Origin of the sequence: Nocardiopsis coralli, from assembly GCF_014892575.1 — a bacterium.
Classification (GTDB): Bacteria; Actinomycetota; Actinomycetes; order Streptosporangiales; family Streptosporangiaceae; genus Nocardiopsis; species Nocardiopsis coralli.
In genome coordinates, this window is the sequence record NZ_JADBGI010000028.1 from 59,835 (window position 1) to 73,273 (window position 13,439).

At 71.6% G+C, this 13,439-nt stretch carries 10 protein-coding genes; 6 read left to right on the forward strand and 4 right to left on the reverse strand.

From position 1 onward, the window contains the following. Positions 1-29: 29 nt before the first annotated feature. A complete protein-coding gene (locus tag IDM40_RS24130) occupies positions 30-311 on the forward strand; it encodes a DUF397 domain-containing protein (protein WP_193124380.1) in 282 nt (93 codons plus the stop codon). Here IDM40_RS24130 and fxsT read toward each other — a convergent pair. The 3 genes from fxsT to IDM40_RS24145 form a co-directional block, all read right to left on the reverse strand. Then, the gene (gene fxsT / locus IDM40_RS24135; protein ID WP_193124357.1) at positions 248-4,081 is read right to left on the reverse strand and encodes an FxSxx-COOH system tetratricopeptide repeat protein; all 3,834 of its coding nucleotides are present in this window, start codon (positions 4,079-4,081) and stop codon (positions 248-250) included. The two genes, IDM40_RS24130 and fxsT, sit on opposite strands and share 64 nt — an antisense overlap. A gap of 179 nt (positions 4,082-4,260) precedes the next feature. Continuing rightward, positions 4,261-6,126, reverse strand: coding sequence for a VMAP-C domain-containing protein (locus IDM40_RS24140; protein WP_193124358.1), 1,866 nt, complete (start codon positions 6,124-6,126; stop codon positions 4,261-4,263). A 21-nt stretch (positions 6,127-6,147) separates the two neighbouring features. After that, positions 6,148-6,324, reverse strand: a complete 177-nt coding sequence (locus tag IDM40_RS24145) for a hypothetical protein (RefSeq protein WP_193124359.1) — start codon at positions 6,322-6,324, stop codon at positions 6,148-6,150. Between the two features lie 331 nt (positions 6,325-6,655). Between IDM40_RS24145 and putP the strand changes: the two genes are divergently transcribed. The 5 genes from putP to IDM40_RS24170 all read left to right on the forward strand — a co-directional run bounded on the left by putP (position 6,656) and on the right by IDM40_RS24170 (position 12,406). Beyond that, positions 6,656-8,239 carry a sodium/proline symporter PutP gene (gene putP, locus IDM40_RS24150; RefSeq protein ID WP_193124360.1) on the forward strand — a complete coding sequence of 528 codons (1,584 nt, stop codon included), beginning with the start codon at positions 6,656-6,658 and terminating at the stop codon, positions 8,237-8,239. A 101-nt stretch (positions 8,240-8,340) separates the two neighbouring features. Further along, the gene (locus IDM40_RS24155; RefSeq protein ID WP_193124361.1) at positions 8,341-8,922 is read left to right on the forward strand and encodes a putative glycolipid-binding domain-containing protein; all 582 of its coding nucleotides are present in this window, start codon (positions 8,341-8,343) and stop codon (positions 8,920-8,922) included. A 117-nt stretch (positions 8,923-9,039) separates the two neighbouring features. After that, positions 9,040-9,879, forward strand: coding sequence for an ammonia-dependent NAD(+) synthetase (gene nadE, locus IDM40_RS24160; RefSeq protein WP_193124362.1), 840 nt, complete (start codon positions 9,040-9,042; stop codon positions 9,877-9,879). A 280-nt stretch (positions 9,880-10,159) separates the two neighbouring features. Next, positions 10,160-11,491 carry an acyltransferase family protein gene (locus tag IDM40_RS24165; protein ID WP_193124363.1) on the forward strand — a complete coding sequence of 444 codons (1,332 nt, stop codon included), beginning with the start codon at positions 10,160-10,162 and terminating at the stop codon, positions 11,489-11,491. A gap of 93 nt (positions 11,492-11,584) precedes the next feature. Next, positions 11,585-12,406: an alpha/beta fold hydrolase gene (locus IDM40_RS24170; RefSeq protein ID WP_193124364.1), complete on the forward strand. Its 822-nt coding sequence runs from the start codon at positions 11,585-11,587 to the stop codon at positions 12,404-12,406. Positions 12,407-12,490: 84 nt separating this feature from the next. Here the strand turns inward: IDM40_RS24170 and IDM40_RS24175 are convergent, their stop codons facing one another. Next, positions 12,491-13,336 (reverse strand): SDR family oxidoreductase, encoded by an 846-nt coding sequence (locus IDM40_RS24175; protein WP_193124365.1) that lies wholly within the window; start codon positions 13,334-13,336, stop codon positions 12,491-12,493. Positions 13,337-13,439: the final 103 nt, after the last annotated feature.

Consider the following 13,439-nt stretch of genomic DNA (forward strand, 5'->3'; position numbering starts at 1 on the left):
GCTCAGAGGAGAACGTGGGTCAACTGGACATGGCAACGCTGGAGGGCGAGACGTTGAACTGGGCCGACGGACGCCGGGCGGACACCTGGCGCAAGTCCCGCCGCTCGAACGACCAGGGTGCGTGCTGCGAGGCACGCCTCGGTCGCGGTACGACATACGTCCGGGACTCCCAGCATCCCGCCGGTACGGAGCTGGGGTTCCCGGTCGGGGAGTGGGCCCGGCTGCTGGCGGCCGTGCCCCTCCCGGGTCACCAGGAGATCGGTAGGAAGTCCGCGTCGAGCCGGACGACCCCGTCCATGCCCCGCACGTAGCGGTGGTCGGGGCCGTACCCGGCCACGAACTCGCTCCGCAGCTGCGCCCACTCCTCCCCGACGTCCGCGCCGAGGGCGCGGCGACTGATGAGCTTGTTGCGCCGGGCGATGAGGGTGAACAGGTGGTCGGGGCCCAGGCCGGCCTCGCAGGTGTCCAGGGCCTTGGTGTCCTGCTCCAGGGCCTCCTGGAGCCGGCCCAGGGCGTACAGGTCGTTGCCCAGGTTGATCTCCACGGGCGCCAGCGGCCCCGGTTCCGACGGGAGCAACCGGGCGAGGTTGTCCAGGGCGATCCGGTCCAGCTCCAGCGCATCGTCGAACCGACCGACCCCGCGCAGCACGATCGCGGCGTTGACCCGGGTGATCCACGGGGCGAAGTGGTGCTGCGCGTAGTGGTTGTCCACGGTGTGCAGGAGCCGCTCGGCGAGCAGCTCGGCCCGCTCGTGGTTCTTGGTGAAGGCCAGGCTCACCGCGTGGATGTTGTAGACGAACACCTCGGTGCGGTTGCGCAGCTGGTCGCGCAGGTAGTGTGCGTCGGCGACCCCCTGGGAGAGTTCCAGCGCCAGCTCGTGGTTGCCCATCCGCCGGGTCAGGAGCGACTGGAACAGGGGGATGTCCACCGCGTGCGAGCTGTCCGCGGCCTCCTCCGATTCGAAGCGGTGCAGGCAGTCCTCCAGCATCGTGGCCGCCTCGTCCATCCGGCCCAGGCCCAGCAGATCGATGGCCAGGGCCTGCTGTGAACGCAGGGTCGGGATGCCGTTGGCACCGAACATGTGGCGGCGCCGGCGCACGTTGGCCTCGTCGATCTCCAGGGCCTCGGCGAACCGGAAGAGCACGCGCTGTGCCACGGCGACGTCGTGTGCGGCCACCAGGGCGTTCTCGTCCTCCTCGGTGTAGAGCTCGACCACCCGCTCGCGGATGGCGTGGAACTCCTCCATCGCGTGCTCGAACTCGCCCAGGTGGCCCATGGCGATGGCGCGGGCGCGGCGGGCGCTCAGGACCTCGTCGCTGTCCTCGCCGTCGAGCTCCCGGCGCTCGGAGAAGATCCGGTCGGCCTCCTCCAGGGCGAGGGAGTACTCCCCCTGCAGGCGCAGGGTGGTGTTGCGCAGCAGTTCCATCTCGAAGCGCTGTGCCGGGTCGTCGTACCAGGAGCTGATCGCCGAGTCGATCAGCCTCTGGCCCATGATCGGGTTGTTGGTCTCCAACAGGTACACCGAGATGTTGCGCACCAGGTTGCGGACCTGCACGTCACGGCTGCGCCAGGCCTGCGATTCGACGGCGTGGGCGTAGTAGATCTGGTACTCGGGCCAGTTCTGCGGGTTCTCCGGGCCCAGCGGGTCGCTCTGGGCGAGCAGCCGGTGGGCGAGGTCGCGCAGGCGCACGCGCTCGTCCTCGGCCAGCTTGTTCCGCACGACCGCCTGGAAGCTCCCGTGGAACTGGAAGGTGTAGTTGCGGCGGTCGAGGTCGACGAGGCTGTGGCGGCTCATGTACCGCAGCACCTTGTTCAGGGTCCGGTCGTCGCCGAGGATCTGCGACAGTGCCCGGTTGTCGCTGATCCCGCGGGCGCGGTGGAACAGCGTGCGCTTGAGCGGGCGCGGCGCGAAGAACGAGCACAGCTGGATGAACTCCCGCACGAGCTGCTTGAGCTCCCGGTCGCGTTCGTTGCCGCGGCTCAGGTTCTCCAACTGCACGTTCCAGGCGGCGGCGAGGGGCTTGCCGCCGTGCATGCCCTCACCGAACTCGCTCACCTCGTCCACGAGCGCGTCGAAACCGTGCTCGAGCTGCTCGAGGAACTCCTCCGGGCTGATGAGGGAGTCGCGCAGGTAGGCGCCCATCTGTGCCAGGGCCAGGGGGAAGTACTCGAGCTTCTCGGCGATGCGCAGGGTGAGGACGTCGTCCTCCAGGCCCTGGGGGCAGACCCGGCGCAGCAGCGTGGCGCTCTCCTCCGGGGTGAGCGCCAGCACGGTCTGGCCGTCGCTGTGGCCCTCGTTCGTCCAGCTCTGCTCCCTGGAGGTGATGAGGATGTCGCCGCCGCGCCCGGTGGGCAGCCCCTGTTGGCGCAGGAGTTTGAGGTCCTCGACGTCGTCGAAGATCAGGAGCCAGTAGCCGACGTCGTCCCGGAACTGCAGGGCCTCGTGGACCCGCTCGACGGTGCGCTCGTAGTTGCCGAGGTCGCCCGGTATGCCGAGGAAGCGCGCCAGGTTCAGGTAGGCCTGCTGCACGTCGGCGTCGTTGTTGGCGGAGAACCACCAGATGAGGTCGTACTCGTCGCGGTGCTGGTGGGCGTACTGGATCGCGATCTGGGTCTTGCCGATACCGCCGCCGCCGGTGAGCAGGTAGAGCCCGTTGTAGACCTCGGGGGAGTCGAACGAGGACCGGATGTGCTCCAGGTATCCGGTGCGGCCGGTGAAGTGCCGGTTGTGCTGAGGGAGGCCGCGCAGTTGGGCGGAGCTGCGGCGGCGCCTGCGGCTGAAGCCTCCGGTCCGGCTGATGGGCTCCGAGCCGGCGGACTCCGTGTCGAGGGGGTCGGTGGTGCTCACGTCGGGGGTCTGCTCCTCTCGGGGGGACGGTGGTCCCTCGGGCTGTGGTTCGCGTGCTGCGCCGGGCGGGGCGGCACGGGGCATGGGCGGGTCGATCCCGAGGGCGTCCTCGATCCGGGTGGCGAAACGGCGGTACTCGCCGGGCATCTGGCGAAGTGCGGGCAGGACCGCCCGGGCCAGGCCCTCCTCGCGCTCGGGTAGGTCGATCCTGGGGGGCGCACCGGTCTCCAGGCGCGACAGCCACTCGTAGACCTGCGCGGCCTCCTCGAACTCGACGCCGAGGGCGAAGAAGACCGACCGCATCGTGCTGAGGTCGCCGAGCCGGCCGAGGAGCTGTTGGCGCAGCCCCGGCAGGAACTCCAGGGCCGCGGCGGCGGGGTCGTGCAGGTCGCCGGCGGGGCGCGTTGGGTCCAGGAGACCGCTGCCCAGCACCTCGGCGATCTCGGTGCGCCGGGTGCGCTCCTCGCCGGGGTCGCGGGGGATGCCCTGGTGGAGCATGTGGGCCACCGGCAGGTTGACGGGGGCCTGCGCGAGGCGTTGGGCGAGCATGCGCGCGCCCAACGAGGCGTGGGTGAGGAAGTGCGCGACGGGGTCGGGCACGAGGGTCGGGTCGTCGCTGCGGCTGCCGTCCACGGGCAGTGCCCACACGTCGGCCTCCCAGCCGGCGGCGGGGGAGGGCAGCAGGTGGTCCTCCTGCGGGTTCTCGGGCGACAGGACCGGAAGGGCGGTGGACCCCTCGGGCAGGACGGCGTCGTCGTCGGGGTGCGCGGGGGACCAGGCGGCCGGGTCGTTGGTGCGTGCCCCGGTCAGCCGCATGGGGAAGGGGTGGACCGGGCCGCGGTGCCAGGTGGAGCGGTCGAGCAGGTGCACGACGTGCAGGGGCAGGCGGGTGTTGAGCTCCGCGAGCCAGGAACGGAAGTGGGGCTGGCGCCAACCGCGGTCCTGCGCGTCGGTGATCACGAGCCCGGCGGTGGCCCCTGCGGGCAGGGGTGCGTCCAGGGGCCAGGGGCGGACGGCCCCGACGTCGCCGTCACCGTGCGCGCGGCCCAGGGGCGTGGGGGCGAAGGTGCGTACCGCGGTTCCGGCGTCCCGTGCCTCGCGCAGCAGCTCAGCGACCTCGTCCTCGTGCACACACATCAGGGGTGAGGTGTCGAGGAGGATCACCAGGTGTGAGGGGTCGCTGGTGAGGCTGCTGAGGGTGAAAGCGGGAATGTGCGTGTTCTGGGGTGTCATGTCGTATTTTGCCCCCGTCGTTCCTTTTCAAGGGCTCCTGGAAATCGGTACCCCGTCCTCGGACTTTCCGACGCACGAGTCTGCCGTCGATTCTGCCACCCGCGCGCGCTGGGGCGAAGAGTTCACCGAATGCGTTTCCGAGAAACACCGCACGTGTGTTCCTGCCGGGGAAAATGCGTTCACCGGTCCCCTGGTGTGTCCCTGAACAACGCGTCGCCGTGTTCGTCGTGCACCACCACGATCCCGTGTTCCTTCAGCTCCGCCTGTTCCCGCAGGAGCGCCGGCAGGGACAACACGTGGCGGCGGTCGTCAGGCCGCGCGCTGAGAAGCTCTCCGAGTAGGGTGGTCAGCTCCCGGCGCGGGCCGCGCAGGACCGTCGGGACCCCTGCTTCGAGCACGGCGTCGTACACGCTGTGGACATCGGCCCGGTCCGTCTCGACCAGACAGACCGTCAGCCTTCCGTCGGTGAGGTCGGCGCGAACCTCCTCCTCGACCCGGTCCCACGTGGCGAGCAGGGTGCCGGCGTCCAGCAGGGGGTGTTCGCGCTGGCGGGCCGTGCGTTGGCGCCACGGGCGCTCCCGCGCGGACACGGGTCTGGGCGGGCGCACCCGCTCGCGCACGTGGTAGACGAGCTCGTACTCCTCGGCGAGCGTCGGGGCGTCCGGGCGCTCGCCGTGGTGCCCCCTGAGCGAGCCCAGGTCCAGGCCGAGCAGGCGTTTGGGCAGCAGGAAACTCAGTCGCGCGGACCCGCGCCCGGGTACGACCCCGCCGGCGCGGCTCACGAGGTCCCCGACCCGGTCGCGCAATTGGTAGCGCTGGACCAGCACGGTCTCCTGTTCCCGGTGCTCGTAACCCCGCCCTGTGCGGTGGGCGATGCCGTGGGAGAGCTTGTAGGCCCCGGTCACCGGTTCCACCTCGAAGGTCAGGACCGTGCCGGACCGGTGACCGGACGCAGGAGCCTCGGGCCCGGGGCCGTCGGCGGGGGCGTCCGGCCCGGGGGAGGGGGCTGCGGCCCGCCGGTCCAGTTCGGCGTCGAGTATCTGTGCCCACTCGTCCCCGAGGTGCTCGCGGGACTCCTGGCCCAACCACCGGTCGGCGGCCTGCGGCACGGGTCTTTGGGCGCGCAGTTCCCGGAAGACGTGGTGCACCCACAGGAGCCGGAGCGGGGGAGTGTCATCGGTCGGGACGAGGTTCCACAGCCCCATCAGCACGTCCCACGCGGTGGGGTCCGTACCGATGCGTTCACGGGTGCGCCGGTACTCCTCGTCGTCGAGCAGGTGCGTGTGGGGGAGGGTCTCCGCGGAGACCGCGTCGAAGTAGTCGTGCAGGCGCTCGTAGACCACCGCGCCGACCTGTGCCTCGTCCCTCATGCGCCGGACCGGGGTCGAGCCGGGGTCGGTCGCGTCCTGCTCGCCGCCGGGCATGTCGTCGGTGGTCAGGAAGAAGGTCGTGCCGCTCGGGCGCCCGCTGTCGAAGGGATGGAAGTAGTTCTGCTGGACCAGCCCGACGAGCTCGGCGGACTCGGTGATGAGGCCGCAGCCGCTGAACCCTTCCCTGATCGGCTGGACCTCGTTCTCGGGCAGGGTCGCCTGATGGCTCGCGCGCGAAGGTCCTGCCGGCCCCACGTAGAGCAGGGACGAGTGCATGGCGAAACCCTCGGGGTAGCCGGTCGTGCGCAGGGGGTCGCCCTGGCGCAGCTGCGAACCGGCCATCAGTACGGGGTGGCCGGTGTCGGGGAAACCGGGGGAGGTCAGCCACAGTGCTGCCACGTCGATCTCCCCGTGGCCCGCGGACCACACCTCGACCCCGACCGAGGCCTCCCACGTGCGGCCGTCGGCCTGGCCGAGGAGGACTCGGGCGTCCTCACCGGGGTGTTCGGAAGAGTCGGTGGGCAGCCCGAGCGCGGTGTTGACCACGTGGGCACAGGTCACGAAGAAGCGCGGGGACAGGTGGACGGCACCGCCGACGGGGTGGCCGTCGGTTCCGAGCACACGCAGTTGCCAGGGGGGTTCGCTCTGGGGAGCGGGTCGGGGGGTGGGGGTCACGCTGGGGGCCTCTTCCACTCCTCAGGCCTGGGGATCCCGGTCGGCCTCCGGGTCGTAGTTGCGCATCGTCATCGAGTTGCACTTGGTGCACAGCCGCCGTGCCGAACCGGGTGACGCGGGTTGCCAGTCGTGTTCTCCCCGCGGGCAGATCCCCGAGGGGCCGATGCTGCGGCCGGTGGCGGCGGGCTGAGCGTCCATGCGGTCACCGTAGTCCGCGGCGGCCCCGAGCAACAGTCCGTTCCCGGATTCGGGCGGTCCGGTCCCCGGGGGTTCGGCTGTCGGGTGGAATTGCGCACATGCGGTACCGTCCCTGGCGCCCTGTATGTCCGATCGGACGAACACCGGCGCGCGCAGGTGGCCCACTGCACAATCTGCCCTGGTCAAGGACTCGACCGGGTATCGAAGCGGTGATGTTCCACGAACGACACGTTGTGCCGGGACGGACGAACGGACATGATCTCGGTCATCGTCCGTCAACCGCGCGTAGGGAGTCTCCGACCACGCGCCTGATCATGTGGGGAGATGCCGGTTGAACCCCGACTCCTTGCTGGAACCGGTCGTGGCCTTCACGATCTATCTCAGCCTGATGGTCGTCATGGCCGTCTACTTCTACAACAAGACGAAGTCGCAGTCGGACTTCGTCCTGGGCGACCGCAAGCTGGGCAGTTTCGTGACCGCCCTCAGTGCCAACGCCAGCGACTTCAGCGGCTGGCTGCTGCTGGGGTTGCCCGGTGCGATCTACGCGTCCGGTTTCGGTGAGGCCTGGATCGCGGTGGGCCTGGCCAGCGGTTTCCTGGGCAGTTGGATCCTGCTGGCTCCACGCCTGCGCGTCTACACCCACCGGGTCACCGACTTCCTCACCGGCGGCGAGTCCAACTCCCTGACGTTGTCGTCGTTCCTGGAGAACCGCTTCGCCGACCGCACACGTCTGCTTCGCGCGGTCTCGGCGATCATCATCATCGTCTTCTACTTCTTCTACGTCGCCTCCGGCATGACGGCGATGATGGCCCTCCTCGACCAGGTCTTCGGCCTGGGGCCGGTTCCTGCCGTGCTGATCGGGCTCGGGTTCGTCGTGGCCTACACCGTCATCGGCGGGTTCCTCGCCGTCTCGGTGACCGACACCGTGCAGGCGATCATGATGTGGGTCGCCCTTCTGATCGTCCCCATCGTGGCGATCAGCGCCATCGGCGGCCTCGGCGAGGTGCGCGACGGGGTCGCCGCGAGCAGTGAGTCCCTGCTGTCCGCGTTCGGCGGCGCGAGCCTCGACCCGGAGACCGGGACCTGGGACCCGACCGGAGCCCTGGGCTGGGTCGTCATCGTCTCGGGGCTGGCCTGGGCCTTCGGCTACTTCGGCCAGCCGCACATCCTCGCCCGCTACATGGGCATCCGCTCGGTCAAGCAGATCCCGATGGCCGCGACGGTCAGTGTCACCTGGGCCGTCACCGCCATGGCGCTGGCTGTGCTCGTCGGCTACATCGGGATCGCCTACTTCGACGCGCCGCTGAGCGACCCCGAGCAGGTCTTCCCGGCGCTCATCAACGCCCTCATGAACCCGTGGGTGGCCGGCTTCCTCATGGCCGCGATCCTGGCGGCCGTGATGAGCACCGCCGACTCGCAGCTGCTGGTGGCCTCCTCCGCCATCACCGAGGACGGGTACCGGGCGTTCGTCAACAAGCACGCCTCCCCGACGCAGCTCATGTGGATGAGCCGGGCCACCGTCGTGGTCGTGGCGGTCGTGGCAGCCCTGGTGGCCCTGTTCGGCGACCAGTCGGTCATGGAGCTCGTCGGGTACGCCTGGGCCGGGTTCGGTGCCGGGTTCGGCCCGGTGCTGCTCATGGCCGTGTTCTGGCGCCGCATGACCTGGGCGGGCGCGCTGGCCGGCATGATCGCCGGCGCCGGCATGGCCGTCGTCTGGGACATCTTCGACGAGAACGTCCTGGGCCTGGGCCTGTACGCCATGATCCCGGCCGTGGCGCTGAGCTTCCTGTGCATCGTGGTCTTCAACCCGCTGGGCAAGGTCACCCCGCAGATGGAGAGCGACTTCGAGGCCATGGAGCACGAGATCAAGCACGGCGAGCCCCCGGTGCGCCGGGAACCGGCCGCAGAGGCCTGATCCGGCCCGTGTGAGCCCGTCGGGGCCCGTGTCCGCGAACCCGGACACGGGCCCCACGTGCATTTCTGGCGCCCGTGGCCCCGCACCGGTAGAACGGTTGCATGTCGTCACAGACGGAACACCCCGCCGTGTGGACCCGTACCGATGTCCCCGAGGGCCTGGGTCTGGGGACGCTCACCCCCCGACCCGACGGTTACGGGCTGGAGGCGGGCGAGACCGTCATCGAGGACGGCGAGGCCTTCTCCACCCGGTTCGGTGTCGACACGGACCTGGCGTGGGTGACCCGGCGCGTGCGTGTGGAGGTGCTGTCCGCGCAGGGGAGCTCCCGGCTCGAGCTCACCGCACGCGACGGCAGTTGGGCGCTCGGCGACGGCACCCCGCTGCCCGACCTCCTCGGCTGCTTCGACGTCGACGTGGCCGCCACCCCGCTCACCAACACCCTGCCGATCCGGCGCCTGGGCCTGCGCCCCGGCGAGCACCGCGACATCGCCGTGGCCTGGGTACACGTCCCGTCGCTGACCGTGCGGCGGGTGCGGCAGCGGTACCTGCGCAACGGGCCCGCCGACGGCCTGGACCACTACACCTACTCCGACCCCGAGCACGGCCGGTACCGGCTGTCCGTCGACGCCCGCGGGCTGGTCGTGGACTACGAGGGTCTGGCCCGCAGGGTCCGGCGGCCGTAGACCCCGGCCCAGAAGCTCAGGGGTGGTGGCCGTCACCACGGGCGAACGGGGTACACGCGGGGCGCGCGAACCTGGATAATCGGCGGGCACGAGCACCACACCGACGGGGGGAACGCCGTGACCGACACCCAGTTGAGCCCGGAGCGCCGCGAGATCATCCGCGACCTCGACGTGGCCGCCACCTTCGACGCCGGGGTCGAGGTCCAGCGCCGGGCGGGTTTCCTCGCCGAACGGCTCATCACCACCGGCACCACCGCCCTCGTGCTCGGCATCAGCGGGGGTGTGGACTCCCTGACCGCCGGGCGCCTGTGCCGCCTCGCCGTCGACCGGGTGCGCGAGCAGGGCCACAACGCCCAGTACGTGGCGATGCGCCTCCCCTACGGCGAGCAGAAGGACGAGAAGGACGCCGCCCGGGCCGTGGAGTTCACCGAGCCCGACCGCGTCCTGACCGTGGACGTCGCCCCCGCGAGCGACGCCATGTCCGAGTCCGTCCGTGCCGCCGGGATGATGTTCGACGGCGACGTCTCCGAGGACTTCGTGTTCGGCAACGTCAAGGCACGCCAGCGCATGATCGCCCAGTACACGGTCGCCGGCGGGCTGCGCGGGCTCGTGGTGGGCACCGACCACGCCGCCGAGGCCGTCACCGGTTTCTTCACCAAGTACGGCGACGGCGGTGTCGACATCGTCCCGCTGACCGGCCTGACCAAGCGCCGGGTACGCGCCCTGGCCGAGTCGCTCGGTGCCCCGGCCGACCTCGTGGACAAGACCCCCACCGCCGACCTGGAGTCCCTCGCTCCCCAGCGCCCCGACGAGGAGGCGCTCGGCGTGAGCTACGACAGCATCGACGACTTCCTCGAGGGCCTTCCGGTGCCGGAGGACGTCGAAAGCACCCTCGTGGCGCGTTACCGGGCCACCGCGCACAAGCGCGCCGTTCCGACCGCCCCCTCGGCCCCCTGACCAGCGCTTCTCGCCCCGGTGGTGGTGCACGCACCACCACCGGGGGTCGGGTCCTCCGCATATGCTGCGGGGTGCGGGACCCATCGCGGGCACGTGTCCGGTGCACCTAAGGTCGTATCCGAACACGCGGTCGGGCACACGGACGTGCCCTCACCGCGACGCATCACCGCCGGTGCGCCCTTGACGTACCGCGACCCCCTGCAGCCGACCGGCCGAGCACCTTTCCCCCGGGCACGTGTGTGTCCACAGGGTGTGGGCGGCGGCGACGAAGGAGCGATCGATGGCCGTGACCACCCCGACGACAGCCGTGGCACCTGCGCCGGCACCGGCACCGGCGGTACCCGACCGGGACCGGTTCCTCGACGCGATCCGGCTGCTCGTCATGGTGCTCGTCGTCGCCCAGCACTGGTGGCTTCCGGTGCTGGCCGTGGAGGAGGGCACCGGGGTCCTGGATGCCGGGAGTGTGATCGCCACCGAGGGCGGGTTCGCGCTCACGTGGGTCTCCCAGGTCATGCCGCTCATCTTCTTCGTCGGGGGCGCGGCCAATCTCATCAGCTGGCGGGCCGCCTCCCGCCGGGGCACACCCGCCTCCACCTGGTACGCGAAGCGGTTGCGGCGGCTCGCCTGGCCGGTCGTGCCGCTCGCTGCCGTGTGGATCGTCGCCTGCCACGTGGCCGTCATGGCCGGGGCGCCCCACCAGCCGATCCTCGTCGGGGCCGGGGCAGCCGGGATGGTCCTGTGGTTCCTGTCGGTGTACGTGCTCGTGGTCGTGGCCACGCCCGTCCTGGCCCGTGCGCAGCGGTACCTGGGCTGGTGGGTGCCGGTCGGGCTCCTCGCCGGCGCCGCCGTCGTCGACGCCCTGCGGTTCGGCAGCGGGTTCGACGGCGTCGGGTACCTCAACGTCGCGTTCGTGTGGCTGGGCGTGCACCAGCTCGGGTTCCACTACGCCGACTCCACGATCCACCGCCGGTACGCCGTGGGCATGGTCGTCGGCGGCGCGGTCACGGCGGCGCTCCTGGCGCTGGTCGGACCGCACTCGCTCAACATGACCGGGGTCTTCGCCGCCGAGACCTCCAACGTCGCGCCGCCCACCCTGCTGCTGGCCGCGCTCGGCGTCCTGCAGGTCGGCGCCGCAGTTCTGCTGCGCGACCGCATCGCCGCCTGGACCGACCGCCCCGGGCCCGCCCGCCTGCTCGACCGGGTGTGCCCCCAGCTCATGACGGTCTACCTCTGGCACATGCTGCCGATCAGCGTCGTGGCCGGGGTGCTCGTCTTCGGCCTGGACATCCACACCCCCGAACCCATGACCGGGCTGTGGCTGCTGTGGGGCGTTCTGGGCGTGGCCGTCCTGCTGCCGCTGGTGGTGCCGCTCGCGCACTGGGCCGTGCGGTTCGAGAACCCGCCCGCCGCGCTGGACGGGGCTCCCGGCCTGGTGCGGGTGCTGCTCGCCGCGGCGCTCATCGGCGGGGGACTGCTCGCGCTGACCGTCGCCGGCCTGGGGACCGGGATCTCCACCCTGCTCGGACTGCTGGCGGTCCTGGCCGGGCTCGTGCTCACCCGGGCGCCCGCACGCGAGGCCGCGACCGCCCGCGGGGCCACGGCCGCACGGTAGGCGCGGCGGGGGCCGGGCCGCCGGTTCCGCGGTTTGACGGTCTCTTGGGGCGGTCGGCCGGGCCGGGCGCGGCGCGTCGGGTAGACCGAGTGCATGGATCCCACACGCATCGCCTACGAACGGCGCGGCCGGGGGCGTCCACTGCTGCTCCTGCACGGACTGGGGGACCGGCGGCAGAGCTGGACGGGTGTGATGCGCCGGCTCGTCGACACCTACGAGGTCATCTGCGTCGACCTTCCGGGTTTCGGCACCACGCCCGCGCCGCCGATCGGTGAGCCCTACAACGTGTACTCCATGACCGAGACCGTGCGGGAGTTCTGCGAGCTGCACGGGTTGGACCGTCCGCACCTGGCCGGGAACTCGCTCGGCGGCTCGATCGCCCTGGAACTGGCCGCCCGCGGCGCCGCCGGTTCGGTCACCGTGTTCTCGCCCGCGGGGTTCTCCGACCGGCTCGCACGCTGGGGCATGCACACCGTCGGGCGTCTGGCGAACGCGGCCGCGCAGCTTCCCACCGACGTCAAGGAACGCCTGGCCGACACCCCGCCCGCCCGCGCCGCCGCCCGGGTGGCGCTGCGGGGCGACCCGGCGTCGCCCGACGCGAAGGCCACCCGGTTCGGGGTGCAGGGGCTGGAACCCGGGGCACCGTACGTGCGGATGGTGCCGCGCATCGCCGAGTACTCGTTCGTGCAGCGCTACGTCGACTGCCCCGTCACCATCGCCTGGGGCGACCGGGACCGCACCCTGCTGCCGTCCAGCGCCGTGCACGCCCACGAGCGGGTGCCCAACGCGCGGATGGTCTCGCTCATCGGCAGCGGCCACATCCCGATGGCCGACGACCCCGTCGCCGTCGCCGAGCACATCCGGTGGACCTGCCGCTCCGCCGACCGCGGCCACGCCCCGCGGCAGCCGCGGTGAAACACGGAGGATCTTGCTACCAGAGCCGACTTCAGCGCCGATACCGGCTCTGGTAGCAAGATCCTCGGTGCGGTGCCCCGTGCTTCACACGCTGAAACCGCCGTCGGCGCTGATGACCTGGCCGGTGACCCAGGAGGCCTCGTCCGTGGCGAGCCAGGCAACCAGGCGGGCGGGGTCGTCGGTGGCGGCCATGCGCCCGAGTGCGAACTGCGGGGTGACCGCGGCGATGTCGTCCTCGCTCATGTACCCGGTCGGGACGGGGCCCGGGTCGACGACGTTGGCGGTGATGCCGCGCGGCCCGAGCTCCGCGGCCAGGGTCGGCGCGAGCTGGGCGATCGCGCCCTTGGCGGCCACGTAGGCGATCTCGCCGGGCATGCCCCCGTGCATCTGGCCCGAGGTCATGAGCACCAGGCGTCCGGCGGGGTTCCGGGGGTCGGCGTGGGCGGTGGCGCGGCGTGCGGCGAACGCCTGCGCGAGCAGGATCGCCGAGCGGGCGTCGACCGCCCAGTGGCCGTCCAGCATCTCCGGGGTCACGTCGGCCAGCCCCGCGTCTCCTCCGTTGCGGGCGTGGTTGGAGACCAGCACGTCCAGGCGTCCGAACTCGGCGAACGCCGCGTCGACCACACGCGCGGGCGCGCCGGGGTCGGCCATGTCGGCGCTCACGTGCGCCACCGTCGCTTCCGGGTCCCCCCGCACCTCGCGGAGCGCGTCGAGCACCGCGTCGAGGTCGTCGGTGCCCCACGGCATCTCTGCGTCGTGCGGGAGGAAGTGGTGCACCATCACCGACGCCCCGTACGCGGACAGCCGGCGGGCGGTGGCGAACCCGATCCCGTCGCGGCGGCTCGCCCCCGTCACGAGGGCGGCGCGTCCGCGCAGGGGCAGGGGATCGCGGGCAGGGTCGGGCAGGCGGTGTGCGTCGCCGCTGGTCATGGGGTTCCTCCTCGTCGCCGGGGTGCGCGGCCGACCCTGGCAGAACCGGCACCGGGACGCACGTGTTTTTCCGGCGCCGCGGCCCGGGCGGCGGCGGTTGTCC

Coding starts and splice junctions, on each gene's coding strand:
- IDM40_RS24165 (WP_193124363.1), top strand. CDS start 10,160: ATGGCCGTGACCACCCCGACGACAGCCGTGGCACCTGCGCCGGCACCG.
- IDM40_RS24130 (WP_193124380.1), top strand. CDS start 30: ATGGCAACGCTGGAGGGCGAGACGTTGAACTGGGCCGACGGACGCCGG.
- IDM40_RS24155 (WP_193124361.1), top strand. CDS start 8,341: ATGTCGTCACAGACGGAACACCCCGCCGTGTGGACCCGTACCGATGTC.
- IDM40_RS24175 (WP_193124365.1), bottom strand. CDS start 13,336: ATGACCAGCGGCGACGCACACCGCCTGCCCGACCCTGCCCGCGATCCC.
- IDM40_RS24145 (WP_193124359.1), bottom strand. CDS start 6,324: ATGGACGCTCAGCCCGCCGCCACCGGCCGCAGCATCGGCCCCTCGGGG.
- IDM40_RS24170 (WP_193124364.1), top strand. CDS start 11,585: ATGGATCCCACACGCATCGCCTACGAACGGCGCGGCCGGGGGCGTCCA.
- fxsT (WP_193124357.1), bottom strand. CDS start 4,081: ATGACACCCCAGAACACGCACATTCCCGCTTTCACCCTCAGCAGCCTC.